The organism is Pseudomonas sp. LS_2 (assembly GCF_042709235.1).
GTDB lineage: Bacteria > Pseudomonadota > Gammaproteobacteria > Pseudomonadales > Pseudomonadaceae > Aquipseudomonas.
In genome coordinates this window covers 213491-239454 of record NZ_JAVAYC010000005.1, presented here as the reverse complement: position 1 = coordinate 239454, position 25964 = coordinate 213491, and the positions used below count along the sequence as shown (strand labels likewise).

Sequence of the window (25964 nt, the reverse complement as noted above, 5' to 3'; positions counted from 1 at the left end):
CGTCTATCGATTGCACCCGCTATGCTGGGCCCGCAACTTCATGGACGCACGTTATGACCCTCACAGAACTCCGTTATATCGTCACGCTCGCCCAGGAGCAGCACTTCGGCCATGCCGCCGAGCGTTGCCACGTCAGCCAGCCGACCCTGTCGGTCGGTGTGAAGAAGCTTGAGGACGAGCTGGGCGTATTGATCTTCGAGCGCAGCAAGAGCGCCGTGCGCCTGACCCCGGTCGGCGAAAGCATCGTCGCCCAGGCGCAGAAGGTCCTTGAACAGGCCCAAGGCATCCGTGAACTGGCACAGGCTGGCAAGAACCAGCTCACCGCGCCGCTCAAGGTCGGTGCCATCTATACCGTCGGCCCCTACCTGTTCCCCCACCTGATCCCGCAACTGCACCGCGTGGCGCCGCAGATGCCGCTGTACATCGAGGAAAACTTTACCCATGTGCTGCGTGAAAAGCTGCGCAACGGCGAACTCGATGCAGTAATCATCGCACTGCCCTTCAACGAAGCGGACGTGCTCACCCTGCCACTGTACGACGAGCCGTTCTGCGCCCTGATGCCCAGCGACCATCCCTGGACCGCGCGAGCCACCATCGACACCGGCATGCTAAACGACAAGAGCCTGCTGTTGCTGGGCGAAGGTCACTGCTTCCGTGACCAGGTGCTGGAGGCCTGCCCCACGCTGAACAAAGGCAGTGAGAGCGCCAAGCACACCACGGTTGAGTCCAGTTCGCTGGAGACCATCCGCCACATGGTCGCCTCGGGCCTGGGGGTGTCGATCCTGCCGCTGTCGGCCGTGCACAGCCACCACTACGCGCCCGGTGTGATCGAAGTTCGCCCGCTGACGCCGCCTGCGCCATTCCGCACCGTGGCCATCGCCTGGCGCGCCAGCTTCCCGCGGCCGAAAGCCATCGAGATCCTCGCTGACTCGATTCGCCTGTGCTCGGTGGCCAAGGCGCCCGTGGAACAACCGGCCTGAGCCCATGACCGAGCTGTCGAGGGTACCGGTCACCGAGCTCAAGGGGGTGGGCGAGGCCATGGCGGAGAAACTCGCCAAGGTCGGCCTGGAGAACCTGCAGGATCTGCTCTTCCACCTGCCGCTGCGCTACCAGGATCGCACCCGCGTGGTACCCATCGGCCAGCTGCGCCCCGGCCAGGACGCGGTGATCGAGGGTGTCGTCAGTGGTGCCGACGTCACCATGGGCAAGCGCCGCAGTCTGGTGGTGCGCCTGGGTGATGGTAGCGGCGTGCTGAGCCTGCGCTTCTATCATTTCAGCAATGCGCAGAAGGAAGGCCTCAAGCGCGGCACCCACCTGCGCTGCTACGGGGAGGCGCGCCCCGGTGCCTCTGGGCTGGAGATCTACCATCCGGAGTACCGCGCCCTCAACGGCAGCGAGCCAGCACCGCCGGTCGAGCAAACGCTCACGCCTATCTACCCGACCACCGAGGGCCTCACCCAGCAGCGCCTGCGCCTACTGTGCCAGCAGAGCCTGGGCATGCTCGGCCCACGCAGCCTGCCCGACTGGCTGCCCGATGAGCTGGCCCGCGACTACCACCTGGCGCCGCTGGACGACGCCATCCGCTACCTGCACAACCCGCCGCCCGATGCCGACCTCGATGAACTCGCCGAAGGCCAGCATTGGGCGCAACACCGTCTTGCCTTCGAAGAACTGCTGACCCACCAGCTCTCCCAGCAGCGCCTGCGCGAGAGCCAGCGCAGCTTGCGCGCGCCCCTGCTGCCCAAGGCCAGCCGCCTGCCTGCGCAGTACCTGGCCAACCTCGGCTTCCAGCCCACCGGCGCCCAGCAGCGGGTTGGCAACGAAATCGCCTACGACCTCAGCCAGCCAGAACCGATGATGCGCCTGGTGCAGGGCGACGTAGGCGCCGGCAAGACCGTGGTCGCCGCCCTTGCCGCCTTGCAGGCCCTGGAGGCCGGCTACCAGGTGGCGCTGATGGCACCGACCGAAATCCTCGCCGAACAGCATTACATCACCTTCAAGCGCTGGCTCGAACCGCTGGGCATCGAGGTCGCCTGGCTCGCCGGCAAGCTCAAGGGCAAGGCCCGCGCCAGTGCTCTGGAACAGATCGCAAGTGGCGTACCGATGGTGGTCGGCACCCACGCGCTGTTCCAGGACGAAGTAAAGTTCCAGCGCCTGGCCCTGGCGATCATCGACGAGCAGCACCGCTTCGGCGTACAGCAGCGCCTGGCGTTGCGCCAGAAGGGCGTAGACGGTGTGCTGTGCCCGCACCAGCTGATCATGACCGCCACCCCCATCCCACGCACCCTGGCAATGAGTGCATACGCCGACCTCGACACCTCCATCCTCGACGAGCTGCCCCCAGGCCGAACCCCGGTGAACACCGTGCTGGTCGCCGACAGCCGGCGCTTCGAGGTGGTCGAGCGGGTGCGCGCGGCGTGCGCCGAAGGGCGCCAGGCCTATTGGGTGTGCACCTTGATCGAAGAATCCGAGGAACTGACCTGCCAGGCTGCCGAAAGTACCTTCGAGGAGCTGGGCAGCGCCTTGGGCGAACTGCGCGTAGGGCTGATCCACGGCCGCATGAAGCCTGCCGAGAAAGCCGCCGTGATGGCCGAGTTCAAGGCCGGGCACCTGCAATTGCTGGTCGCTACCACCGTGATCGAGGTGGGGGTGGACGTTCCCAACGCCAGCCTGATGATCATCGAGAACCCCGAACGCCTTGGCCTGGCGCAGTTGCACCAGTTGCGCGGCCGGGTTGGCCGAGGCAGCGCTGCGAGCCATTGCGTACTGCTTTATCATCCACCTTTGTCGCAGATTGGACGCGAACGCTTGGGGATCATGCGCGAAACCAACGACGGTTTCGTGATCGCCGAGAAAGACCTGGAACTGCGCGGCCCTGGCGAAATGCTCGGCACCCGCCAGACCGGCCTGCTGCAATTCAAGGTGGCCGACCTGATGCGCGACGCCGACCTGCTGCCGGCCGTGCGCGACGCCGCCCAAGCGCTGCTGGCGCGCTGGCCGGATCACGTCAGCCCACTACTCGACCGCTGGTTGCGGCACGGCCAGCAATATGGCCAAGTGTGACGCTGGTCCCATAAGGGATCCAGCTTGCGCCTTGGGATGGTTATACTTCGCGTTCAAAAGAAGAACTGGACACAGACCATGACTGAAGTGGCCCTGGACACTGCAACCCCGCACGTACCGTCGGTCATCCGGCTGATGCTCGAAAAGCTTGGTGTCGCCTACCGCGAAGTGCTGGAGCACCCGCTGTTGCCGGCCGCCTCGCGCGTTCAGGCGATCTTGCTGGACGATGAAATCGGCGCGCTCATGGTGCTGTTCCCACAGAGCCAGCTGCTGGACCTCAATCGCCTCGAGGAATTGACCGGGCGCAAACTGAAGGCCGTGCCTCTGGCGCGGCTCAAGCAGATGCTCGACAAGCACGCGCTCAAGACCTTGCCCGGCATTCCTGCCCTGACCAGTTCGCCCTGCCAGTATGAAGCCAGCCTGCTCAAGGCAGACCAGGTGCTGATCGACTCCGGCGAGACGGGCCTGCTGCTGGAAATCGAGCGCGATGCGTTCAAGCGCATGCTGAACAAGGCCAGCTCCAGCAGCTTTGGCCTGGAAGTCGAGAGCATCAAGCGCAATCTGGATCGCCCACACGACGATACCCAGGAAATTTCCAATGCGGTGCAAGCCTTCACGGCGCGGCGTATCCAGAAGCGCCTGGAAGAGACCATCGAGATCCCGCCACTAGCCGACACCGCGCAGAAAATCATCAAGCTAAGGGTCGACCCCAACGCCAGTATCGACGACATCACCGGCGTCGTGGAAACCGACCCGGCGCTGGCCGCGCAGGTCGTCAGCTGGGCGGCATCGCCCTACTATGCCTCGCCGGGCAGGATCCGCTCGGTAGAAGATGCCATCGTCCGTGTGCTGGGCTTCGACCTGGTCATCAATCTGGCCCTGGGCCTGGCCTTGGGCAAGACCCTGAGCCTGCCCAAGGACCACCCGCAGCAGGCAACGCCTTACTGGCAGCAGTCCATCTACACCGCTGCGGTGATCGAAGGGCTGACCCGCGCCATGCCACGTGCCGAACGTCCCGAAGCGGGCCTGACCTATCTGGCCGGCCTACTGCACAACTTCGGCTACCTGCTGCTGGCCCACGTGTTCCCGCCACACTTCTCGCTGATCTGCCGCCATCTGGAGGTCAACCCGCACCTGTACCACAGCTATGTGGAACAGCACCTGCTGGGCATCAGCCGTGAACAGATCGGTGCCTGGTTGATGAAGCTCTGGGACATGCCTGAAGAGCTGTCCGCCGCACTGCGCTTCCAGCACGACCCGGACTACCAGGGCGAACATGCGGTCTACCCGAACCTGGTGTGCCTGGCCACCCAACTGCTGCGGCTGCGGGGCATTGGCTCGGGCCCGCAGGAGGTGATTCCCGATTCGCTGCTCGAACGCCTGGGGCTTACCCGCGAGAAGGCCGAAGAGGTGGTAAGCAAGGTGCTGGAGGCCGAAGCGCTGCTGCGCGAACTGGCCTCGCAGTTCCAAAGCCCGCACTGAACAAAGGGGCCGCATCGTGGCCCCTGTTTTTTATCAAGCTTTCTTCTTCTTTGGCTTCAGGTACTTCATCAAGCCCTGGAACCAGATCACCAGCGCTGGGTTGCCCTTGATCTGGATGTTCTTGTCCTGGATCCCCTGCATGAAGGCGAGCTGCTTGTTGCTGGCCTGCAGGGTGGCGAAGCCAAAGCCTGCATCCTTGAACGCGATCGCAAACGCCGGTTGCGGGTGCACACCACCCTTGCTGCTGATGCGTTCGCCACTGACGGTGAAATGCCGGGCCACCTTGCCATCCAGCGTCTGCATCTGGAAAACCAGGTCTTTGTCGCGCAGCTGTTGCTGAAAGGCCGGGTTGTTGCGGCTGGCCCTGGCCATCAACAGGCCCAGGGCCCAGAGAAGAAAGCGGAACTTCATCAACGCGCCTCGATTGCAAAATGACTAAAGCGCGCAGTTTATCCTTCTATTGGACGCTCAATGCAAGTTCGTTGCAGGTTTGTGTTTTCAAGACGCTAGAAAACACAACGGGCGCACAAGGCGCCCGTTCGAGTGACTGGGATTCAGTTCATTTCTTCTTGGCCGGTTTAGCTGGCGCGTTGACCGAGTCGCGAAGGTTCTTGCCTGGCTTGAAGGCAACGGTATTGCTGGCCTTGATCTTCACCGGTTGACCGGTTTGCGGGTTCTTGCCAGTGCGTGCGCCACGATGACGCTTCTCGAAGGTGCCGAAGCCCACCAGGGTGACCGTGTCCTTGTCCAGGGCGCCGGTGATGCTGTCGAGAATCGCGTTCAGCACCTGGTTGGCCTTCTCCTTGGTCAGGTCGGCCTTTTCGGCGATGACGGCGGCGAGATCTGGTTTACGCATAGTGAAGCCTCTTTGACGGGATTTTTTGTTGTTATGCCGTGCTGCCTGCTAAAAGCAGCGCTCAAGGCGCCGCAGGCTCTAATCTGCGGCAGACGGAAGTGAGAATGGCACGCCCTCAGGGGGCGCGCCAGTGTCTGCGTGGCCATTGTCGCGACATTAACAAGACAAATCCGACAGAAAGCCAGGCATTTACGCCATCATGGGTGGCAACTGCCTGTTCAGAGCCAGCTTTTCCATCACGCCAGCTCCAGTCAGGGCATAGCCCAGCAGCTGGCCGTCCGCGTCGTGGCAGAGCACCTTGAGGTCGCTGCCCTCGCCTTCCACCCGCCAGGAGCCTTCGCGCCCCAAGGGCGGTGGCGAGACCACCAGCGGGCAGGCGGGGGTCTTCACCGTGACCGGCATCGGCCCGTAGGCCACCGCCGTGGGGTTGCCCGACAGGGTCTGCGCCAAAGCCCGGGCACAGGCCATCAACGGCATGACGTAGAGCAGGTTGATGCCATCCACCTCGGCGCAGTCGCCCAGGGCGAAGATATTGTCATGTGAGGTGCGCAACTGGCGGTCGACCACAACCCCGCGGTTGACCTGCAAGCCCGCCGCCGCCGCCAGGTCGGTGCGCGGGCGCAGGCCGATGGCTGACACTACCAAGTCGCAAGGGATGACGCTGCCGTCGGACAAATGCGCCTCCAGGCCTTGGGAAGCACGTTGCAGGCGATTGAGTACCGGCCCCAGGTGGAAGCGCACGCCGAGCGCTTCCAGGCCCGCTTGCACCGCACGCGCAGCCGCCGGGTGCAACAGCGTCGGCATCACTTGTTCACAGGGCGCCACCACTTCGACCTGGTAACCGCCCAGGGTCAGGTCGTTGGCGAACTCACAACCAATCAGCCCCGCGCCCAGTATCAGCACACGCTGCTTGCCGTCTGCGGCAGCGCGAAAGCGTGCGTAGTCTTCCAGGTCGTTGACCGGAAACACCAGGTCGCCCGCGTCGCCCTCGACCGGCACCTGCACGGTCTGTGCGCCCCAGGCCAGTACCAGGTCGCGGTACTGCACGGTTTCCTCGCCAATCCACAGGCGCTTGTGGCCTGGGTCGATGCCGCTGATGCGCGTGTGGGTGCGAATCTCGGCGTTCAGTTGCTCGGCCATTGCGCCCGGTTCGGCCATGCTCAGCTCATCGGCGCCCTTGTGCTTGGCGAAGCCGGTGGACAGCATTGGCTTGGAGTAGGAGCGTCCGTCATCGGCAGTAATCAGCAGCAGCGGGGTTTGCGCGTCGAGCTTGCGAAACTCACGGGCCAGGTTGTAGCCGGCAAGGCCGGTACCGATGATGACCACGGGGGACGTCATGCCATGCTTCCTCTGTTGGGCTTGGGGACGATCAGCCGATGGCGATCATTTCGAAGTCGCTCTTGCCGACCCCGCAGTCGGGGCACAGCCAGTCTGCCGGCACATCTTCCCAGCGGGTGCCGGGGGCGATGCCGTCGTCCGGCCAGCCTTCGGCTTCGTCGTAGATCAGGCCGCAGACAATGCATTGCCATTTCTTCATGGGGTAGGTTTCCTCGTTCAGGCTCGGGTTCACAGGTGCCGCCGTTATTGTTCGCAATGGACAAGGCCGTAGGTTGCGGCGATCCGGGGCTTTGTATCGGCCCTGCCAGCAGTATGCAAGCAATCAGGGCAATCATGCTAAGCTCGCCGCCTCACTGGTTGTAACAAGCATACCGACGTGCCGCACGAAACCCCGCAAGCAGCCGCTGCCGCGTGGCTGACGTACTCCCGATTGCCTGGCGATATCGACCAGCCGACCCTCGACTGGCTCTTCGACCAGGGCTCGCTGACCCGCCGCCTGACCCGCCTGTCCGACGATCACTTCTGCGTCACCCCTCTGTTCGAGGGCTGGCAGCCGTTGCGCGACGACGAGTGCGCGGCGCTGGGCCTGGCCTCGGGCGAGCAAGGCTGGGTACGCGAGGTGTTCTTGCGTGGCCACGGCCAACCGTGGGTATTCGCCCGCAGCGTCGCCAGCCGCAAGGCGCTGGAGCGCGGCGGCCTGGATCTTGAAACCTTGGGCAGCCGCTCGCTGGGCGAGCTACTGTTCTGCGACCAGGCGTTCATCCGACAGCCCATCGAGGTGTGCCGTTATCCACAGGCCTGGTTGCCTGCGCAAATCGCCCGCGCAGGCCTCTGGGGTCGGCGCTCGCGCTTCGAGCGCGAAGGCCTGGAGCTGCTGGTGGCCGAAGTGTTCCTGCCAGCGATGTGGCAAGCGGCCCAGGAGGAAACGCGCTGATGTACCTGCACCTGCTCAAGTCGTTCAACCGCCTGCATCCAAGGGCCTGGGACTTCATCCAGCTCAGCCGTATGGACCGCCCGATCGGCATCTACCTGCTGTTGTGGCCGACGCTGAGCGCCGTGTGGATCGCCGCCGAAGGCTCGCCGAGCTTGGCCAACGTACTGATCTTTACCCTGGGCGTGACGTTCATGCGCGCTGCAGGCTGTGCGATCAACGACTTCGCGGACCGCAAGGTCGACGGCCACGTCAAGCGCACCGCCGACCGCCCGCTGGCCAGTGGCCGGGTCACGCCGCGCGAGGCGCTGACGCTGTTCGCCGTCCTTACCGGAGTAAGCTTCCTGCTGGTGCTGTGCACCAATGCCAGCACCGTGTGGCTGTCATTCGGCGGTGTCGCCCTGGCGTTCTGCTACCCATTCATGAAGCGCTACACCTATTACCCGCAGGTCGTACTGGGCGCGGCCTATTCCTGGGGCATCCCCATGGCTTTCACCGCCGCCGGCGGTGAGCTTCCGGCAGCCGCATGGCTGCTGTATATCGCCAACCTGCTGTGGACGGTGGCGTTCGACACCTACTACGCGATGGTCGACCGTGACGACGACCTGAAGATCGGGGTGAAATCCACCGCCATCCTGTTCGGCGAGGCCGACCGGGCGATCATCCTGACCTTGCAGGTGCTGTCGCTGGGCTGCCTGATGCTGGCGGGCAACCGCTTCGAGCTGGGCATGTGGTTCCACCTGGGGTTGTTGGCGGCGGCGCTGTGCTTTGCCTGGGAGTACTGGTCGACGCGCAAGCTCGACCGCGAGGCATGCTTCAAGGCTTTCCTGCACAACCATTGGGCGGGGCTGCTGATTTTCGTGGGTGTGGTGCTGGATTACGCGCTGCGCTGAAAATCAGTGTGGGAGCGGGTGAACCCGCTTCCACAAGAGGGGCGTCACCCGCTAAGGCTTGGCGACATGCCAGACGTCCTTGACGCCATCGCCGGTCTTGTCCCCGGTTTTCTTGTCCCTGATAAAGGTGTACAGCGGCTTGCCGTCATAGGCCCACTGCTTGCTGCCATCATCGCGCATCACCACTGTCCACTTGTCCTTGGCCGGCTCATCGTCGGCCTTGACCAGCAACGGCGGCCAGTTGGTAGCGCAGTCGCCATTGCACATCGACTTGCCGCCAGCGTCCTTGTCGAAGGTATAGAGCGTCATGCCGTTGTGATCGACCCACAGGCCGTCCTTCTCCATCGCATGATGGGCAGACGCTACCCCCGGCAGCGCGAGCGCTGCAAAAAGGGCCATCCAGCTCAGCGTATGTCGTGTCATTGGAATCACCGTCGTGTCGGGGGTGGAGTGCATTCAGGTGCCGCCGCAGTGGCCTCATGAAGCCTAGCCCAGTCACCAAATGTCGCCAGAAAGGCCAACACCCTGTCACACAGCTGCAATAATTCCGTTATCTAATGCGGGCCAAGACACCGTTCCCGGGAGAGGTTTGAGCATGGTTGGCAGAAACATCCTGATCGTCGACGACGAAGCGCCGATCCGCGAGATGATCGCCGTTGCATTGGAAATGGCCGGCTATGACTGCCTGGAAGCGGAAAATTCGCAGCAGGCCCATGCCATCATCGTCGACCGCAAGCCAGACCTCATCCTGCTCGACTGGATGCTTCCCGGCACCTCCGGCATCGAGCTGGCCCGACGCCTGAAGCGCGACGAGCTGACCGGCGACATCCCGATCATCATGCTCACCGCCAAGGGTGAGGAAGACAACAAGATCCAAGGCCTGGAAGTCGGCGCCGACGACTACATCACCAAGCCCTTCTCGCCACGCGAGCTGGTCGCGCGCCTGAAAGCCGTACTGCGCCGCACCGGCCCGAGCGACAGCGAAGCGCCGATCGAAGTCGGCGGCCTGCTGCTCGATCCGATCAGCCACCGCGTGACCATCGACGGCAAGCCCGCCGAGATGGGGCCCACCGAATACCGCCTGCTGCAGTTCTTCATGACCCACCAGGAGCGCGCCTACACGCGCGGCCAGTTGCTCGACCAGGTCTGGGGCGGCAACGTCTACGTAGAAGAGCGCACCGTCGACGTGCACATCCGTCGCCTGCGCAAGGCACTGGGTGAGGCGTACGAAAATCTGGTACAAACCGTGCGGGGCACCGGCTACCGCTTCTCCACCAAGAGCTGACCCGCCGCAACGCCAAGCCGTACGCCGCTGTACAAGGACTGTCAATTGAACCAGAACTGGCACTCGACGCTGATTCGCCACCTGTTGCTACTGGTCAGCGTCTGCCTGATCGGCGGCCTGGTTTCCGGTTACTACGGCTGGAGCCTGGCACTCGGCCTTGCGCTCTACCTGGGCTGGACCCTGAAGCAGCTGCTGCGCCTGCACGATTGGCTGCGCAACCACCAGCCCGACGAAGCACCGCCCGATGGTTACGGCCTGTGGGGCGAGGTATTCGACAGCATCTACCACCTGCAACGTCGCGACCAAAGGGTACGCGGGCGGCTGCAAGCAGTGATCGACCGGGTCCAGGAGTCCACCGCCGCCCTGCGCGATGCGGTGATCATGCTCGACAGCGACGGCAACCTGGAGTGGTGGAACCGTGCCGCCGAGACCCTGCTGGGCTTCAAGACCCCGCAGGACGGCGGCCAGCCGGTGACCAACCTGGTCCGTCACCCGCGCTTCAAGGAATATTTCGAGGCGGAAAACTACGCTGAGCCGCTGGAAATCCCCTCGCCGATCAACGACCGCCTGCGTGTCCAACTGCACATCACCCGCTACGGCAACAACGAGCACCTGATGCTGGTGCGTGATGTCACCCGCATCCATCAGCTCGAGCAGATGCGCAAGGACTTCGTCGCCAACGTCTCCCACGAGCTGCGCACCCCGCTGACGGTGATCACCGGCTACCTGGAGACCTTGCTGGACAACGTCGAGGACGTGAACCCGCGCTGGACCCGTGCCTTGCAGCAGATGAGCCAGCAAGGCTCGCGCATGCAGACCCTGCTCAACGACCTGCTGTTGCTGGCCAAGCTCGAAGCCACCGACTACCCCTCGGACAACCAGCCGGTTCAGGTCGACACCCTGTTGCAGGCGATCAAGGCCGACGCCCAGGCGCTGTCTGGCCCACGGCGCCAGAAGATCACCCTGGAGGCCACCCCCGGCGTGCGCCTGAAGGGCAGCGAGTCGGAGCTGCGCAGCGCATTCTCCAACCTGGTGTTCAATGCCGTGAAGTACACCCAGGACGAAGGTGATATCCGCATCCGCCTGTGGACCGACGAGCAAGGCGCACACCTGTCGGTCAAGGACTCGGGCATGGGAATCGACGCCAAGCACCTGCCGCGCCTGACCGAGCGCTTCTACCGGGTCGACTCCAGCCGCGCCTCGAACACTGGTGGCACCGGGCTGGGCCTGGCGATCGTCAAGCATGTGCTGCTGCGCCATCGCGGGCGCCTGGAAATCAGTAGCGTGCCAGGGCATGGCAGCACGTTTACCTGTCACTTTGCGCCCGCACAATTGGCGGCAAAAGCTTGAGGCCGGGCCGTCTCGAGAGGCAGTCCCCGTAAGCTTACCCTTTGCTTTTAACCCCCCAGCCGCTACATTGGCTGCTTCATTTTCCAAGACGGCCCGCGTAACTCCCCATCATGGACCCTTCCCCTGGTTTTAGCGTCACCTCTCTTTTCGCCGATTTCGGCATGATTCTCTTCGCGTTGTTCCTGGTGTTGCTCAACGGCTTCTTCGTTGCAGCCGAGTTCGCCATGGTCAAGCTGCGCTCGACCCGCGTCGAGTCCATCGCCGAACTGCACGGCTGGCGCGGCACCATCCTGCGCAAGGTGCACAATCAGCTGGACGCTTACCTGTCGGCCTGCCAGCTGGGTATCACCCTGGCGTCCCTGGGACTGGGCTGGGTCGGTGAGCCGGCGTTCGCCCACCTGCTCGAACCGCTGCTGGCGTACCTGGGCGTAGACACGCCCGAGCTGGTCAAGGGCATCTCGTTCTTCGTCGCGTTCTTCGTGATCTCCTACCTGCACATCGTGGTCGGCGAGCTGGCACCCAAGTCGTGGGCTATCCGCAAGCCCGAGCTGCTGTCGCTGTGGACCGCCGTACCGCTGTACCTGTTCTACTGGGCGATGTACCCGGCCATCTACCTGCTCAATGCCAGCGCCAACACCATGCTGCGCATTGCCGGGCAAGGCGAGCCTGGGCCGCACCACGAGCACCACTACAGCCGCGAGGAGCTCAAGCTGATCCTGCACTCCAGCCGTGGCCAGGACCCAAGCGACCAAGGCATGCGTGTGCTGGCCTCGGCGGTGGAGATGGGCGAGCTGGAGGTGGTCGACTGGGCCAACTCCCGCGAGGACATGGTGGTGCTCGACGCCAAGGCGCCGCTCAAAGAGATCCTGGCGCTGTTCCGCCGCCACAAGTTCAGCCGCTACCCGGTCTACGACGCCGAGCGCGAGGAATTCACTGGCCTGCTGCACATCAAGGACCTGCTGCTGGAGCTGGCCGACCTGGACCACAACCCTGAAGCCCTCGACCTCGACGACCTGACCCGGCCACTGGAGCGGGTATCGCGACACATGCCGCTGTCGCAGCTGCTCGAACAGTTCCGCAAGGGCGGCGCGCACTTCGTGCTGGTGGAGGAAGCCGACGGCAAGGTGATCGGCTACCTGACCATGGAAGACGTACTGGAAGTGCTGGTCGGCGATATCCAGGACGAGCACCGCAAGGCCGAGCGCGGCATCCTCGCCTACCAGCCCGGCAAGCTGCTGGTGCGTGGCGACACGCCGCTGTTCAAGGTCGAGCGCCTGCTGGGCATCGACCTGGACCACATCGAGGCGGAGACGCTGGCGGGGCTGGTGTATGAGTCGCTCAAGCGCGTGCCCGAGGAAGAGGAAGTGCTGGATGTGGAAGGCCTGCGCATCATCATCAAGAAGATGAAAGGCCCGAAGATCGTCCTGGCCAAGGTGCTGAAGCTGGATTGACGCTCAGGGGTTGCCTGCCGTGAAGTTCGGCAACCCGCCAAGGGGCCGGTCGAAGCGGTAGGGAATCGACTCCAGCGACAGCCCTACATTGCGCTGCACCACGAAATGCAGGTGCGGCCCGGTGCTGTTACCGGTGTTGCCCGACCTGGCCAGCAGCTCACCCTGGGCCACCCGCTGACCCTCGCCGACCACCACCGAACCGCGCATCAGGTGCAAGTACACGCCCATGGTGCCGTCGGGGTGCAGTACCCGCACGAAGTTGCCTGACGGGTGGGTACCCCGCCCGCTCTGGCGGTTTTCCACCTTTACCACCACCCCACCCCGCGCCGCGATGATCGGCGTGCCCTCGGGCATGGCGATGTCCATGGCGTAGCGGCCTTTTGGCCCGAAGTGACTGAATCCGCCATTGGGCCCTTGCGTCATGCGAAACGGCCCGCCGCGCCACGGGAAGGGGTAGCGGTAGGCCTGCGGACGCTGAGCCGGGTCGCCCATGGCATGGCGGAACCGGGTCTTGTAGGCCAGGCGGCTGCCTGGCCGGGCGGTCACCACGCTCAGCACGAGGGTCGAACGCGGTGGCAGCACGCGGCGCACAATACGCGGCGCGTTGCTGCCCTGGGCATTGCTCAGTCGCGTCAGCCGCAGTTCGACCTCCACCGGGGCGAACAAGTCGTTGCGCGCCAGGAAACGCACGCCGCTGGCGAAAGGCTCGCTGTGCAGGCGCACCTGATCGTCGATGCGCTCCAGCGGGGTGTCACGCAAGACCTTGGTCCGGGCGCCGGGGCTGGGCTGATAGGAATAAGACGCCACGCCGAAGGTATCGGTGGTGCTGTAGAGGGTCATGGCCATGCCCGGCGCAGAGACCGTGAGCAAGGCACAGAAAAACAGCAGAGGCCAGGGCATGATGGTGGCTTTTTGACAGTTGCTATGTCTCGAAGCCTAGCAGCGGGTTTGTTGCGCAGAAGTGCAGCTGGTCGGCTGAGCCCGGTTCAAGAACGGCGGTGCGCCTGTAGGAGCGGGCTGGCCCGCGAAGAAGTCACGGCGGGGATGGCACCGGCCCAGCCGGTGTTCGCGGCGCTTCGGCGCCCCGACAAGCCTGCTCCTACAGGGTTTGCGTCGCCTGGAGAATCAGGCGCCGGGGGTGAAGTGCTTCTGTGCGGTGCCGCGGGCGATCAGGCGCGACAGATAATCGAGCTTCTGCGCATCCTGGTCGACGAACTTGAATGTCAGTTGCAACCAGTCGCTTTCCGGCTTTGGCTCCACGGCCGCAATGGCGTGCAGGTAGCCGTTCAGACGCGCCACCTCGGCGTTCTCGCCCTGCTCCAGGTCCAGCACCGCACCTTCCAGCACCTGCGGCAATACGGCGCTGCGACGCACTACCAGCAGCGCCTCCTTGAGGCTCAGGGCCTTGATCACACAAGGCTGGTTGCCGCTGGCCAGGCGCAATTGCCCCTGGCCGCGGCCAGCCGACGCGGCAGCCGAGGCACTCCTTGGCGCCGGTGCGTTGATCAGCGGCTTGGCCGCAGCGGGCGCGGGTGCAGCAGGTGCTGACGCAGCCTTGACCGACTCCGGCTTGCCGCCGGTCAGTGCACTGAGCGAATCATTGGCAAATGCCGAGTTGACCCGCGCCTGCGCCCCCGCCATCAGCCCTTCGAGCTTGCCGATCTTGGTCAGGGACTTCTTCACCTTGGTCAGCAGCTGCTCGTTGGTGAACGGCTTGCCGACGAAGTCCGAAACCCCAGCCTGGATCGCCTGGATCACGTTCTCCTTGTCACCCCGGCTGGTCACCATGATGAATTGCAGGGCTTTCATTTCTTCCTGCTGCCGGCACCAGGTGAGCAGCTCGAGGCCAGACATCTCCGGCATTTCCCAGTCGCACAGGACCAGGTCGAAACGCTCCTTACCCAGCATGGCCATGGCTTTTCGCCCATTGACCGCGTCTTCGATGACCATGCCCGGGAAGGCATTACGCAGGCACTTCCTTACCAGGTCGCGGATGAACGGTGCATCGTCCACGACCAGCACATTGACTTTACTCATCGATACTCCTCTTGAATCCCGACTAGCATACCGCCGACTGATGGCCATTTGCCAAACCACTGGTCACGCCGGGACAGCTCAAGAACGTTCGCGGGTGCCTGCTTCAATGCCCCGGACACGCGAAAACGCCCGGGCTAAGCCGGGCGTTTTTGCACGCGGGCAATACTACTTATCGTCCGGCTCGCCCGGAACATTAGCGAATTCCGCTGCCGCTGCGCTATCGCCCTCGACCTCGGCCTTCATGCGCTTGAGGCCCATGTGGCGTACATCGGTGCCGCGCACCAAGTAGATCACCAGTTCGGCGATATTGCGCGCGTGGTCGCCGATACGCTCCAGCGAACGCAAGGCCCAGATGACGCTGAGCACCCGCGAGATAGAGCGCGGATCTTCCATCATGTAGGTCACCAGCTCGCGCAGGGCGGTCTTGTACTCACGATCGATGGTCTTGTCGTACTGCGCCACCGCCAGCGCCAGTTCGGCGTCGAAGCGGGCGAACGCATCCAGTGCATCGCGCACCATGTTGCGCACCTGGTCGCCGATGTGGCGCACCTCGACGTAACCACGCGGCGACTCCCCTTCCTCGCACAGCTGGATGGCCCGGCGGGCGATCTTGGTCGACTCGTCGCCGATGCGCTCCAGGTCGATCACCGACTTGGAAATGCTGATGATCAGCCGCAGGTCGGAGGCCGCCGGCTGGCGGCGGGCGAGGATGCGTACGCACTCCTCGTCGATGTTGCGTTCCATCTGGTTGATCTGCTCGTCGACCTCGCGCACCTGTTGGGCCAGGCCCGAGTCGGCCTCGATCAGCGCGGTGACCGCGTCGTTGACCTGCTTCTCGACCAGGCCGCCCATGGCCAGCAAGTGGCTGCGCACCTCCTCGAGCTCGGCGTTGAACTGCTGGGAGATGTGATGGGTAAGGCTTTCTTTGTTGATCATCGTCTCTAAGTCCCTGAATCCTGTAGGAGCGGGCTTGTCGGGGCGCCGAACCGCCGCGAACACCGGCAACGCCGGTACCCTGCATTGCAGCGCCTGCTTCGCGGGCAAGCCCGCTCCTACAGGAGCCGCATGGCGGCTAGCCGTAACGGCCGGTGATGTAGTCCTCGGTCTGCTTCTTCGCCGGGTTGGTGAACAGCGTATCGGTGTCGCCGAATTCGATCAGCTTGCCCATGTACATGAACGCGGTGTAGTCCGAAACCCGCGCGGCCTGCTGCATGTTGTGGGTCACGATGACGATGGTGTACTTGGATTTCAATTCGTAGATCAGCTCTTCGACCTTCAAGGTCGAGATCGGGTCCAGTGCCGAGCACGGCTCGTCGAGCAGCAGTACTTCCGGCTCCACGGCGATGGTCCGGGCGATTACCAGACGCTGCTGCTGGCCGCCGGACAGGCCCAGGGCCGACTCATGCAGACGGTCTTTTACTTCATCCCACAGCGCCGCGCCCTTCAGCGCCCATTCCACCGCCTCGTCAAGGGTGCGCTTCTTGTTGATGCCCTGGATACGCAAGCCATAGACCACGTTCTCGTAGATGGTCTTGGGGAACGGGTTGGGCTTCTGGAACACCATGCCGACGCGACGGCGCAGTTCGGCCACGTCTTCGCCCTTGCGGTAGATGTTGTTGCCATACAGGTTGACGGCGCCGTCCACGCGGCAGCCGTCGACCAGGTCGTTCATGCGGTTGAAGGTACGCAGCAGGGTCGACTTGCCGCAGCCGGACGGGCCGATGAAGGCAGTCACGCGCTGCTTGGGGATGTTCATCTTGACGTCGAACAGCGCCTGCTTGTCGCCGTAGTACAGGGACAGGCCAGGCACCTCGATGGCCACGGTCTCTTCGGCCAGACGCAGGCTCTGCTTGTCGCGGCCCAGGGCCGACATGTCGATGCCGTGGGCGTGGGAATCTTGCTGCATGGTCAACTCCATACGCTATCAATGCGTTTCAAAGGGCCGCCCGTGGCACGGGCGGCACACTTGCAATCAGGGTCAGCTGTCGAGGGCCTTGTACTTCTCGCGCAGGTGGTTACGGATCCACACCGCCGAGAGGTTGAGCGTGGCGATCACCAGCACCAGCAGCAGCGCGGTGGCGTACACCAGCGGCCGCGCGGCCTCGACGTTGGGGCTCTGGAAGCCGACATCGTAGATGTGGAAGCCCAGGTGCATGATCTTCTGGTCCAGGTGCAGGTAAGGGTAGTTGCCGTCCACCGGCAGCGACGGCGCCAGTTTCACCACACCCACCAGCATCAACGGCGCCACTTCGCCGGCGGCGCGGGCCACGGCGAGGATCATCCCGGTCATCATGGCCGGGCTGGCCATGGGCAGGACGATCTTCCACAAGGTCTCGGCTTTGGTCGCACCCAGGGCCAGCGAGCCCTCGCGCACAGTACGTGGAATGCGCGCCAGGCCCTCCTCGGTGGCCACGATCACCACCGGCACGGCCAGCAGCGCCAGGGTCAGGGAGGCCCACAACAGGCCCGGCGTGCCCAGGGTGGGCGCAGGCAGCGATTCGGGGAAGAACAGCCGGTCGATCGAGCCGCCCAGCACGTAGACGAAGAAGCCCAGGCCGAACACGCCGTAGACGATCGCCGGCACACCCGCCAGGTTGTTCACCGCGATGCGGATCAGCCGGGTCACCGTGCCCTGCTTGGCGTATTCGCGCAGGTACACGGCGGCCAGCACGCCGAACGGGGTGACGATCACTGCCATGATCAGGGTCATCATCACCGTGCCGAAGATGGCCGGGAAGATCCCGCCCTCGGTGTTCGCCTCGCGTGGGTCGTCGCTGAGGAACTCCCACACCTTGCCGAAGTAGGCACCGACCTTGGTCGGGATCGACATGGCGTTCGGCTGGATGGCATGCACCACCTTGCTCAGGTTGATCTCCACCTGGCGCCCGTTGCCATCGCGCGCCACCAGGCTGTCGCGGGCGAAGGCCTGGTGCAGGCCGGTCAGGCGTTCTTCGATGGCCTTGTAGCGGTTGTTCAGCTCGGCGCGCTCGGCCTCGATGTCGGCCTGGGCAACGGCGTCCAGCTTGCCGTCCAGCTCCAGCTTGCGGCTTTGCAGGCGCAGGCGCTCCAGGCCATGGTTGATGGCGCCGATGTCTTTCTTCTCGAGGTCCTGCAGCTGGCCGTACAACTCGTCGGCGCGCTTGAGGCGATTCTGCAGCTCGGCCCAGGCACCTGGGCCTTCGGCGACCACGCGGCCTTCCTGCTTGACGCTGACCAGGTAGCCGTAGAAGTTGCCCCACTCGCGGCGCTCCAGGGCGATCAGGTCGACCGGCTTGGTTTCATCGACCAGCCAGTCGCCCACCAGCCAGGTGAAATCGGTGCCATTGAGGTCGCGGTTACCTACCTTGATGAGTTCGCGGGTCATGAATTCCGGGCCCTGGTCGGGCACAGGCAGGCCGGCACTCTTCAGGCGTTCGCGGGGGACTTCTTCCTTTTGCACCACTTCGCCAACTATTACATGGTCGGCCTGGCCCGGCACCTTGTAGGTAGCCTGGACCAGGTCAGCCGGCCAGAAGTGGCCCAGGCCGCGCACCGCGATCACGGCCAGCAGGCCGACGGTCATGATCACCGCCATGGCGACCGCGCCACCGCTGATCCACACGCCGGGAGCACCGCTCTTGAACCAGCTGCTGAGGGAATCCTTTTTCACGGATCTCTACCTTTCTATCAAAGCGAGGAGTATTTCTTGCGCAGGCGCTGGCGAATCAGCTCGGCCAAGGTGTTCATCACGAAGGTGAACAGCAGCAGCACGAGGGCGGCGAGGAACAGCACACGATAGTGGCTACCGCCGACTTCCGATTCGGGCATTTCCACGGCTACGTTGGCGGCCAGGGTGCGCATGCCCTCGAACAGGTTCAGCTCCATCACCGGGGTGTTGCCGGTGGCCATCAGCACGATCATGGTTTCGCCCACCGCACGGCCCATACCGATCATCAGCGCCGAGAAAATGCCTGGGCTGGCGGTGAGAATGACCACACGGGTCAGGGTCTGCCAAGGCGTCGCGCCCAGGGCCAGGGAGCCCAGGGTGAGACTGCGCGGCACGCTGAACACGGCGTCTTCGGCGATGGAATAGATGTTCGGGATGACCGCGAAGCCCATGGCGATACCGACCACCAGGGCGTTGCGCTGGTCGTAGGTTATCCCCAGGTCGTTGGTGATCCACAGGCGCATGTCGCCGCCGAAGAACCAGCTTTCCAAGAACGGGCTCATGTGCAGGGCGAACCAGCCAATCGCCAGGATCACCGGGATCAGGATCGCCGCTTCCCAGCCATCCGGGACACGCAGGCGAATCGACTCCGGCAGGCGGCTCCAGGCGAAACCTGCCACCAGAATGCCAATCGGCAGGATCACCAGCAGGCTGAACACGCCTGGCAGGTGGCCTTCCAGGTATGGCGCCAGGAACAGGCCGGCGAAGAAGCCGAGGATCACCGTCGGCATCGCCTCCATCAACTCGATCACCGGCTTGACCTTGCGGCGCATGCCGGGGGCCATGAAATAGGCGGTGTAGATGGCTGCGGCAATGGCCAGCGGCGCGGCCAGGATCATCGCGTAGAACGCAGCCTTGAGGGTGCCGAAAGTCAGTGGCGCCAGGCTCAGCTTGGGCTCGAAGTCGGTGTTCGAGGCAGTGGACTGCCACACGTACTTCGGCTCTTCATAGTTCTCGTACCACACCTTGCTCCACAGCGCGCTGAAGGAGATTTCCGGATGCGGGTTGCGCAGGCTCAGCGGCAGCAGCTTGCTGCCTTCTTCGATGAAGATGCGATTGGCACGCGGCGACAGGGCCAAGGTACCGGCGCCGTCGGCGACCGGCTCGATCAGCAGGGTGCGGTGCGCGGTGCTGTGGAACACGCCCAGCTTGCCGGCGTTGTCCAGGGCGATGAAGCCCTTGCGGCGTTCCTCGGCGTCGATCTGCACGATCGGCGCGTTGCCCAGCTGGAAGCTGCGGATCAGCTTCAGGCGCGACTCGCCATCCGGGTCGCGGGCCATGAACCATTGGCTCAGGCCACCCTTGGAGTCCCCCAGGATCAGCGAGATGCCGCCCACCAGCTGGGTGCTGGCGGTGATCTCGGCGTTGCCGTCGTCGAGCAGCTTGTAGCGGCCATTGAGGCTTTTCTCGCGCAGGCTGAAGACATCGGCCTGGGCGCGGCCGTTGAGCACGTACAGCCACTGCTGGCGCGGGTCGATGAAGATGGCCTTCACCGGCTCGGTCATCTGCGGCAGGTCGATGCGGCTCTGCTCGGTGCTGACCTCGCCGGTCATCATGTTCTCGGTGCGTTCGAGCTTCACCACTTGCAAGTGCGAGCCGGTGGAGCCGCTCAGCAGCAGGGTGTCGCTGTTGGCGTTGAGGCTCACGTGCTCGAGCGCCCGGCCCTGCTCGTCGAGGGCGAATGGCTGCTGGCCGTAGGGGAAATCGATACCGGGCTCGATGGTTTTCTTGTTGTCCGGGTAGGTGACCTTGTAGGTGTGCTGGAACACCAGCGCCTGGCCGTTGGACAAGCCCAGCACAACCAGCGGGCTACCCGGCTGGTCGGTGCCGATCGAGCTGACCTGCACGCCTGCCGGCAGCGGCAGGTCCACGCGCTTGAGTTCGGCACCGCTCCTGGTATTGAAGAACAGCGCCTGGCCCTTGTCGGAAACGCGCATGCCCACCAGGTTCTGCTCCTCGAGGGCGATCATCAGCGGCTTGCCGACATCCTGCTGCAACCAGGTGGGCTCCAGGGCCTTCTTGCTGGTCAGCTCGGCACCCTGGAACAGTGGCAGCACCACATAGGCCAGGTAGAAGAAGATCAATGTGATCGCCGCCAACACCGCCAAGCCACCCACCAAGACGTACCAGCGGGTAAGGCGGTCCTTGAGGGCGCGCATGCGACGCTTGCGTTGCAGCTCGGGCGTATTGAAGTCAATCCGCACCGGGGGGGAGTTTGGGGTCATCGTGGAATTGGCCAGATCATTCATGCGCACACCCTAGCGGTCCCATATGACAGAAAAGTGACAATGCAGTGACGCAAAAAAGCCCGCCGCGCAGGAGCCCTGGCGTCGGACTGAAGAATTCGTATCGAAGAGGCCGACACACCAGTGTCGGCCTCTTCATGCCTTTCGGCTAGTTACTTCTTGGCAACGTTGGCGCTGTGGGACAGGCCCAGGTCAGCCAGGGTCTTCTCGACCACTTTGGCCGGCAGCGGGATGTAGCCATCCTTGACCACGACTTCCTGGCCTGCCTGCGACAGCACCAGCTTGACGAACTCGGCTTCCAGCGGGGCCAGAGGCTTGTTCGGCGCCTTGTTGACGTAGACGTACAGGAAGCGCGACAGCGGGTACTTGCCGTTCAGGGCGTTCTCTTCGGTGTCCTCGATGAACTCGGTGCCGCCTTTCTTGGCCAGGGCAACGGTCTTGACGCTGGCGGTCTTGTAGCCGATGCCCGAGTAGCCGATGCTGTTCAGCGAAGAGCTGATCGACTGCACGACCGAAGCCGAACCTGGCTGCTCGTTGACGTTAGGCTTGAAGTCGCCTTTGCACAGGCCTTCTTCCTTGAAGTAGCCATAGGTGCCCGATACCGAGTTGCGGCCGAACAGCTGGATTGGCTTGTTGGCCAGGTCGCCGGTCACGCCCACGTCGCCCCAGGTCTTCACGTCTGCCTTGCCACCGCACAGGCGGGTGGAGGAGAAGATCGCATCGACCTGCTCCATGCTCAGGTGCTTGATCGGGTTGTCCTTGTGCACGAACACGGCCAGGGCGTCGACGGCAACCGGGATGGCGGTCGGCTTGTAGCCGTACTTCTGCTCGAAGGCCTGCAGCTCGACGTCCTTCATCTTGCGGCTCATCGGGCCCATGTTGGCGGTGCCTTCGGTCAGCGCGGGTGGCGCGGTGGAGGAGCCGGCAGCCTGGATCTGGATGTTTACGTTCGGATATTCCTTCTTGTAGGACTCGGCCCACAAGGTCATCAGGTTCGCGAGGGTGTCGGAACCGACGCTGGAGAGGTTGCCCGAAACACCGGTGGTCTTGGTGTAGGTCGGGATAGCCGGGTCGACAGCGGCGACCGCATTGGCGGCAGCGACGCCAGCGGCGGCGAACGTCAGGGCCGCCATCAAACGCTTCAGTTTCATGCCTTGCTCCTAGCAGGAATAATTTGGGTGTTGGATGAGTCGGGCCCAAGTATCCGAAGGGCGCATGAACACGATATGACCCCAATATGACAATTGGATGAAAGGCCATCATCGGAGATCCGAGATGGCCTTTCGGTTTTCGCAGGGCTGGCGCAGCGACTTGTTCAGCGTTTGTTGACCAGCAGGTACAGGCCGATCAGCAAGCCAACGCCGCACAACCCGGCCACGTAATAGGCAGGCGCCATGGGGCTGAACTTGAGCAGCGAGGTCACCACCAGCGGGGTAAGCCCGCCGAAGATGGCGTAGGCGACGTTGTAGGAGAACGACAGGCCGCTGAAACGCACCACAGCCGGGAACGCCTTGACCATCACGTAGGGCACCGCGCCCACCACGCCGACGAACAGGCCGGTCACGGCGTACAGCGGGAACAACAGGTCGGGGCGGGTCGGCAAGGCGTGATAGAAGCTCCAGGACGATACCAGCAACCCCAGGCTGCCGAGCACGAAGACCTTGCCTGCACCGAAGCGGTCGGCCAGGCTGCCCGCGCCAATGCAGCCCAGGCTCAGCAGCACGATCGCCAGGCTGTTGGCCTTGAGCGAATCGGTAGGGCTGATGTGATAGAGGCTTTGCAGCAGCGCCGGGGTCATCAGGATGATCACCACGATGCCCGCCGACAGTAGCCAGGTCAGCAGCATCGACAGGATGATAGCGCCGCGGTGGTCGCGCAGCACCGCACGCAGCGGCAGCTCTTCGGCCAGGGCCTTGCGCTGCTGCATTTCGGCGAACACCGGGGTTTCATGCAGCCAGCGACGCAGGTACACGGCGAACAGGCCGAACACCCCGCCCAGCAGGAACGGGATACGCCAGGCGTAGTCGGCCACTTCCGTAGGGGTGTAGACCGTGTTGATCAGCGTGGCCACCAACGAGCCCAGCAGGATGCCCGCCGTGAGACCGGCGGTCAGGGTGCCGCAGGCATAGCCGGTATTGCGCGCCGGCACGTGTTCGGACACGAACACCCAGGCCCCCGGCACCTCGCCGCCGATCGCCGCGCCCTGCACGATGCGCATCAACAGCAACAGGATCGGCGCCCACAGGCCGATCTGCGCGTAGGTCGGCAGCAGGCCCATGAGCAGCGTGGGCACGGCCATCATGAAGATGCTCAGGGTGAACATGCGTTTGCGGCCCAGCAGGTCGCCGAAGTGGGCCATGATGATGCCGCCCAGGGGCCGTGCCAGGTAACCGGCTGCAAAGATGCCGAAAGTCTGCATCAGGCGCAGCCACTCGGGCATGTCGGCGGGGAAGAACAGCTTGCCGACCACCGTGGCGAAGAACACGAAGATGATGAAGTCGTAGAACTCCAGCGCGCCGCCCAGGGCAGACAGTGAGAGGGTCTTGTAGTCACTGCGGGTCAGCGGCCGCGAAGGCTGCTCGATACTGCTCGGCACGGAGGTCATGGACGTTCTCTTTATTGGGCTTGCAGGCCACGTTGAGCGTGGCTCTTGAACCGGGAACGGCGAAGATAACAAATTGCCGCACCACGCTCATAGCGGTACAAAATCCACACAGATATTCATGAATGCACGGTCGTCGCTGGACTTGCGCGTCTATATACTGCCTGCTCGTGGGAAAACGCTCACAAACAGGGATATTGTGCGAAAACGCCGGCCATCAGCTACGCAGGCGGTTTCGCAGAGTTTCCCTTTGGCCGCCCCCCTAAGCGAAATCAGCGTAGTATGTTGCCAGCTGAATCGTTTTAAAGGCGTCCTCATTGCGCCAACCAACGAAGCGTCACGGGTCAGAGGCCCCACGGCATGATTGAGCTCGAACAAGAAGATCCTATCCCCCAGGGCGACCTGGCCTTGCAGATCACCGCATTGCCCCGGGAAACCAACGGCTTCGGCGATATTTTCGGCGGCTGGCTGGTCGCCCAGATGGACCTGGCCGGCACCGCCATGGCCAGCCGCGTGGCGGGTGGCCGCGTAGCTACCGTGGCGATCGACCGCATGGCCTTCCTGGTGCCTGTTGCGGTGGGCGCGCAACTGTCTTTCTACACCCAGACCCTGGAAGTCGGTCGCAGCTCGATCCAGATGATGGTCGAAGTGTGGAGCGACGATCCGCAGTCCGGCGAATGGCGCAAGGTCACCGAAGCCGAATTCGTCTTCGTTGCCATCGACCCCAACGGCCGTACCCGCTGCGTGCCTCGTCGCTGAAACCGGCGCGCGGTAAACTCGTCGAATGATGCGAGGTCCAACGGCCTCACCTGCAATCGACGAGACACGCGCATGGCTACCTTCCAGGTCGTAACCGAGCAACACGGCGAACTCAACTGCTGGCGCATCAGCAGCGCCAAGGGCGAACTTCTGGTCGCCCAACAGGGCGCGCAGATCCTCAGCTACCAACGCATGGGCGAGCCCCCACTGCTGTGGCTCAGCGACCAGGCGATCTTCCGCCAGGGCAAGTCGGTACGCGCCGGGGTGCCGGTTTGCTGGCCGTGGTTCGGTATCTTCGAGCGCAACCCGCAAGCGGTGAAAGCACAGTATCAGGGCGAACAGGCCCCCTCTCACGGCCTGGTACGCGGTCGCGACTGGCAGCTGCTCGGCATCGAAGAACGCGGCGACAGCCTGCGTATCGAGTTCACCCTGCCCGAGGCACGTGGCGACCTGCCGGGCTGGTCCCATGACGTCGAGCTCACCCTGGTGATCGAACTGGCCGAGCACCTGACGGTGACCCTCACCAGCCACAACCACGGCAACCACAGCGTGACCTTGAGCCAGGCTCTGCACAGCTACTTCGCTGTCAGCGATGTGCGCCAGGCGCGAGTGGAAGGTGTCGACGGGCTGGGCTATATCGAGACCCTGGCCGGTTGGGAACAACGCCAGCAACGAGGCACCCTGGGTTTTGCCGGCGAGACGGATCGCATCTACCTGAATGCGCCCAAGCAACTGGCCATCGTCGACCCGCACTGGAACCGCCGCATCACCCTGCGCGCCAGCGGTTCACGCACGGCGGTCATCTGGAACCCCTGGACCGACCGCGCGCGCGAACTGCCCGACATGGCCGACGATGGCTGGCAGCGCATGCTATGCATCGAGACGGCCAACGTATGGGATGACGTGGTCACGCTCGCGCCGGGCAAGGGGCATTCAATGAGTGTCAGTATCTGCAGCGAAGTGCTCTGAGCTGATGGCCGGTCGCGGGCAAGCCCGCTCCTACAGGGTTCGGTATGATCCTCCAGGAGCGGGCTTGCCCGCGAAAAAACCGTGCAGTTGCCTCAGAGGTCGGCATCCTCCACCACCCTCACCGTCCCCGCATCCAGCGCATAGGCCGCATCGGCCAGGTCATTGCTGACCGCCTCCACCTTCAGCTTTCCGCTCACCCACAGCGGCGTGTAGATATCGTCGATCTTCACCCCCTTCGGAAAACGCACCAGCACCAGCTGGTTCGGCGGCGGTGGCGGCACGTGGATGCAAGCGCCAGGGTACGGCACCAGGAAGAACAACGTGCTGTTGCCCTTGCTATCGCTCTCCAGCGGCACAGGGTAGCCGCCCAGGCGAATGTCCTTGCCGTTCATGGCCGCCACGGTCTTGGTCGAGTACATCACCGCCGGCAGGCCTTTGCCCTGCTTAAGGCCACCCTTCTGGTCGAACACACCATTGGCTTCAGGGGAGTTGTGGTCGATTTCGGGCATGGCTTCGAGGGCCCGCTGGTCCGACTTGGGCATCAGCTCCAGCCAGTCGGTCTCGGGCAGCTCGGCACGCGCCAGGGTACTGGCCAGCAATAGGGGGAGGAGAAAGAACGCACGCATGGTAATGCTCGGCAACTCAAGTGAATTGCCGCGCATTCTAGCTTGGGTTCAGCGCTTCTTGATGAAACCGTAGATCACCAGCAGCACGATGGCGCCCACCAGCGCGCCGAAGAAGCCTGCGGCCTGCCCGGCCTGGTAGATGCCCAGGGCCTGTCCGCCGTAGGTGGCGAGCAGGGAACCGGCGATGCCGAGGAGAATGGTCATGATCCAGCCCATGCTGTCGTCTCCCGGTTTCAGGAAGCGCGCCAGCAGGCCAACGATCAGGCCGATGAAAATGGTTCCAATGATGCCCATGACAAACCCCTCTAGCTGAGAAATGGAACAGGCCAAAGCCTAGACAGCGCTTTGGCCTGTTGCCATTCAGAGAGCG

The 25964-nt window shown here is 63.8% G+C and carries 25 protein-coding genes; 10 read left to right on the top strand and 15 right to left on the bottom strand.

Features of this window, described 5'->3' with window-relative positions; translation table 11 throughout:
• Positions 1–53: 53 nt before the first annotated feature.
• From RAC97_RS07065 to RAC97_RS07055, 3 genes are all read left to right on the top strand, one after another.
• Positions 54–980, top strand: coding sequence for a LysR substrate-binding domain-containing protein (locus tag RAC97_RS07065; RefSeq protein WP_375098552.1), 927 nt, complete (start codon positions 54–56; stop codon positions 978–980).
• A gap of 4 nt (positions 981–984) precedes the next feature.
• Entirely contained in the window at positions 985–3063 is a 2079-nt protein-coding gene (gene recG / locus RAC97_RS07060) for an ATP-dependent DNA helicase RecG (protein ID WP_375098551.1), read from the top strand.
• Between the two features lie 78 nt (positions 3064–3141).
• Positions 3142–4545, top strand: a complete 1404-nt coding sequence (locus tag RAC97_RS07055; protein WP_375098550.1) for an HDOD domain-containing protein — start codon at positions 3142–3144, stop codon at positions 4543–4545.
• 33 nt (positions 4546–4578) lie between these two features.
• Here RAC97_RS07055 and RAC97_RS07050 read toward each other — a convergent pair whose 3' ends face one another.
• From RAC97_RS07050 to RAC97_RS07035, 4 genes are all read right to left on the bottom strand, one after another.
• A complete protein-coding gene (locus tag RAC97_RS07050; RefSeq protein ID WP_375098549.1) occupies positions 4579–4956 on the bottom strand; it encodes a helicase in 378 nt (125 codons plus the stop codon).
• A 148-nt stretch (positions 4957–5104) separates the two neighbouring features.
• Positions 5105–5401: an HU family DNA-binding protein gene (locus RAC97_RS07045; protein WP_375098548.1), complete on the bottom strand. Its 297-nt coding sequence runs from the start codon at positions 5399–5401 to the stop codon at positions 5105–5107.
• 189 nt (positions 5402–5590) lie between these two features.
• A complete protein-coding gene (locus tag RAC97_RS07040; RefSeq protein ID WP_375098547.1) occupies positions 5591–6739 on the bottom strand; it encodes an NAD(P)/FAD-dependent oxidoreductase in 1149 nt (382 codons plus the stop codon).
• Positions 6740–6770: 31 nt separating this feature from the next.
• Positions 6771–6938, bottom strand: coding sequence for a rubredoxin (locus tag RAC97_RS07035; RefSeq protein WP_027592137.1), 168 nt, complete (start codon positions 6936–6938; stop codon positions 6771–6773).
• Positions 6939–7115: 177 nt separating this feature from the next.
• On the opposite strand from RAC97_RS07035, the gene RAC97_RS07030 reads away from it, so the two are divergent.
• Both RAC97_RS07030 and ubiA read left to right on the top strand, forming a co-directional pair.
• On the top strand, positions 7116–7673 hold the full coding sequence (locus tag RAC97_RS07030) for a chorismate--pyruvate lyase family protein (protein WP_375098546.1): 558 nt from the start codon (positions 7116–7118) through the stop codon (positions 7671–7673).
• The gene (gene ubiA / locus RAC97_RS07025) at positions 7673–8563 is read left to right on the top strand and encodes a 4-hydroxybenzoate octaprenyltransferase (RefSeq protein WP_375098545.1); all 891 of its coding nucleotides are present in this window, start codon (positions 7673–7675) and stop codon (positions 8561–8563) included. Before RAC97_RS07030 ends, ubiA begins: the two co-directional genes overlap by 1 nt.
• Before the next feature lie 51 nt (positions 8564–8614).
• Here ubiA and RAC97_RS07020 read toward each other — a convergent pair whose 3' ends face one another.
• The gene (locus RAC97_RS07020; RefSeq protein WP_375098544.1) at positions 8615–8986 is read right to left on the bottom strand and encodes a hypothetical protein; all 372 of its coding nucleotides are present in this window, start codon (positions 8984–8986) and stop codon (positions 8615–8617) included.
• Positions 8987–9158: 172 nt separating this feature from the next.
• Between RAC97_RS07020 and phoB the strand changes: the two genes are divergently transcribed.
• The 3 genes from phoB to RAC97_RS07005 all read left to right on the top strand — a co-directional run bounded on the left by phoB (position 9159) and on the right by RAC97_RS07005 (position 12649).
• The gene (gene phoB, locus RAC97_RS07015) at positions 9159–9848 is read left to right on the top strand and encodes a phosphate regulon transcriptional regulator PhoB (protein ID WP_003253341.1); all 690 of its coding nucleotides are present in this window, start codon (positions 9159–9161) and stop codon (positions 9846–9848) included.
• A 45-nt stretch (positions 9849–9893) separates the two neighbouring features.
• Positions 9894–11198 carry a phosphate regulon sensor histidine kinase PhoR gene (phoR, locus tag RAC97_RS07010; protein ID WP_375098543.1) on the top strand — a complete coding sequence of 435 codons (1305 nt, stop codon included), beginning with the start codon at positions 9894–9896 and terminating at the stop codon, positions 11196–11198.
• Between the two features lie 110 nt (positions 11199–11308).
• The gene (locus RAC97_RS07005; protein WP_375098542.1) at positions 11309–12649 is read left to right on the top strand and encodes a hemolysin family protein; all 1341 of its coding nucleotides are present in this window, start codon (positions 11309–11311) and stop codon (positions 12647–12649) included.
• A gap of 3 nt (positions 12650–12652) precedes the next feature.
• Here the strand turns inward: RAC97_RS07005 and RAC97_RS07000 are convergent, their stop codons facing one another.
• The 8 genes from RAC97_RS07000 to RAC97_RS06965 form a co-directional block, all read right to left on the bottom strand.
• On the bottom strand, positions 12653–13549 hold the full coding sequence (locus tag RAC97_RS07000) for a M23 family metallopeptidase (RefSeq protein WP_375098541.1): 897 nt from the start codon (positions 13547–13549) through the stop codon (positions 12653–12655).
• 225 nt (positions 13550–13774) lie between these two features.
• Positions 13775–14686: a response regulator gene (locus tag RAC97_RS06995; protein ID WP_375098540.1), complete on the bottom strand. Its 912-nt coding sequence runs from the start codon at positions 14684–14686 to the stop codon at positions 13775–13777.
• Between the two features lie 165 nt (positions 14687–14851).
• Positions 14852–15622: a phosphate signaling complex protein PhoU gene (gene phoU, locus RAC97_RS06990; RefSeq protein WP_375098539.1), complete on the bottom strand. Its 771-nt coding sequence runs from the start codon at positions 15620–15622 to the stop codon at positions 14852–14854.
• A gap of 136 nt (positions 15623–15758) precedes the next feature.
• A complete protein-coding gene (gene pstB / locus RAC97_RS06985; protein WP_375098538.1) occupies positions 15759–16592 on the bottom strand; it encodes a phosphate ABC transporter ATP-binding protein PstB in 834 nt (277 codons plus the stop codon).
• Positions 16593–16664: 72 nt separating this feature from the next.
• Positions 16665–18335 (bottom strand): phosphate ABC transporter permease PstA, encoded by a 1671-nt coding sequence (gene pstA / locus RAC97_RS06980; protein ID WP_375098537.1) that lies wholly within the window; start codon positions 18333–18335, stop codon positions 16665–16667.
• 17 nt (positions 18336–18352) lie between these two features.
• The gene (locus RAC97_RS06975; RefSeq protein WP_375098575.1) at positions 18353–20362 is read right to left on the bottom strand and encodes an ABC transporter permease subunit; all 2010 of its coding nucleotides are present in this window, start codon (positions 20360–20362) and stop codon (positions 18353–18355) included.
• A gap of 428 nt (positions 20363–20790) precedes the next feature.
• Positions 20791–21789: a phosphate ABC transporter substrate-binding protein PstS gene (locus tag RAC97_RS06970; protein WP_375098536.1), complete on the bottom strand. Its 999-nt coding sequence runs from the start codon at positions 21787–21789 to the stop codon at positions 20791–20793.
• Positions 21790–21953: 164 nt separating this feature from the next.
• Entirely contained in the window at positions 21954–23243 is a 1290-nt protein-coding gene (locus tag RAC97_RS06965; RefSeq protein WP_375098535.1) for an MFS transporter, read from the bottom strand.
• 357 nt (positions 23244–23600) lie between these two features.
• On the opposite strand from RAC97_RS06965, the gene RAC97_RS06960 reads away from it, so the two are divergent.
• Positions 23601–23999 carry an acyl-CoA thioesterase gene (locus RAC97_RS06960; RefSeq protein WP_375098534.1) on the top strand — a complete coding sequence of 133 codons (399 nt, stop codon included), beginning with the start codon at positions 23601–23603 and terminating at the stop codon, positions 23997–23999.
• 72 nt (positions 24000–24071) lie between these two features.
• On the top strand, positions 24072–24968 hold the full coding sequence (locus RAC97_RS06955) for a D-hexose-6-phosphate mutarotase (protein ID WP_375098533.1): 897 nt from the start codon (positions 24072–24074) through the stop codon (positions 24966–24968).
• Between the two features lie 92 nt (positions 24969–25060).
• Here the strand turns inward: RAC97_RS06955 and RAC97_RS06950 are convergent, their stop codons facing one another.
• Both RAC97_RS06950 and RAC97_RS06945 read right to left on the bottom strand, forming a co-directional pair.
• Positions 25061–25594: a DUF3299 domain-containing protein gene (locus RAC97_RS06950; protein WP_375098532.1), complete on the bottom strand. Its 534-nt coding sequence runs from the start codon at positions 25592–25594 to the stop codon at positions 25061–25063.
• 48 nt (positions 25595–25642) lie between these two features.
• On the bottom strand, positions 25643–25888 hold the full coding sequence (locus tag RAC97_RS06945) for a GlsB/YeaQ/YmgE family stress response membrane protein (protein WP_375098531.1): 246 nt from the start codon (positions 25886–25888) through the stop codon (positions 25643–25645).
• Between the last annotated feature and the right edge of the window lie 76 nt (positions 25889–25964).